2 protein-coding genes are annotated in these 972 nt (G+C 66.3%); both read right to left on the reverse strand.

Going from position 1 to position 972, the window contains the following annotated elements; all coding sequences use genetic code 11:
* Positions 1–160: 160 nt before the first annotated feature.
* Positions 161–505 carry a hypothetical protein gene (locus QD357_RS32550; RefSeq protein ID WP_414126121.1) on the reverse strand — a complete coding sequence of 115 codons (345 nt, stop codon included), beginning with the start codon at positions 503–505 and terminating at the stop codon, positions 161–163.
* A gap of 101 nt (positions 506–606) precedes the next feature.
* Positions 607–972: hypothetical protein (locus tag QD357_RS32555; RefSeq protein WP_183940241.1), on the reverse strand; the 366-nt coding region annotated here is incomplete at its 5' end.

Raw genomic sequence — 972 nt, forward strand, 5'->3', positions numbered from 1 at the left:
CAGCGAGCCGCAGCCCTCGGATCCCACCTGAAGCAGGCGGCCGCTCGTGGAGTGCCGCTGCGCGGATCCGGCTCACACGCAACCGCCAGAGAGGCGGTCGCGGCATTGGGTATTACAGGGGCTGAGCTGGACGCAGGAGCCCTGCACACTGACGGGTGGATCAGGTTTCCAATACGTCCGGCTGGCACTCCGAAACGGCATTTTCGTCCGGGCGCGGCTTCGGCAGACGATAGGTGTGAAGCCAGGACGGACCGTGCGAATTGCGCAGGCGCCGCAACGTGCCCCCGTCGTCATATGGTGCGCCGCCCATCCAGACATGGTTGAGAACGCTCTTCCATCGCCGGCCGTGCTTGGCGGCATAAGCCTGGATCACCTGCACCTCGTCTTCAGTCAGCGGCGGCAGCTTTTCTCGCTTGGGCCGCGTTGTGGCGATCTTGCTTACTGGGGTCGGCGTTGCCTCCTTTTCGGCGATCAGCCTGCGKAGCTCCGCTACGCCTGCTTTCAAGCATTCAGCCCCCTCGAGATGATGGAACTKGATCCAGAACGCGGTCCGTTCCTGGGACGTGGGACCAATGCCCGCCCGTCGCTCGAGTTCGCCTATCGTGCTCATGAGCGTCCCTCTGCCATTGAGCCACCATCCCCGCCCTCTGCCGGTCGCGGAGGCGGCCGGTGGCGTGCCCGGAGAGCCGTGATGGCGGCGTCCTGTCGGGCAAGTTTGCGCGTAAGCGCATCGACCTCCGACTGGCGCTCGGCGGTCAGCGCCGCGAGATTGGCCCGATAGCGCTCAAGGAAAGCGCCACACGCCGGAGCCTTGCCGCGACGGCAGCCCGGCTGGCGTCGGCCGAGCAGCGGAATGAGCGCAGTCATTCGGCGCGTGATCTGGCGATCGACCAGATCCAGTTGATGTTGCGTCTGCCGCCGCGCCGCGTCCATGCGGGTGAGCTGTGCGGCGTGTTTTGCGGGGCCGGACAT

It is taken from the genome of Rhizobium sp. BR 317 (assembly GCF_047445835.1).
GTDB lineage: Bacteria > Pseudomonadota > Alphaproteobacteria > Rhizobiales > Rhizobiaceae > Rhizobium > Rhizobium paranaense.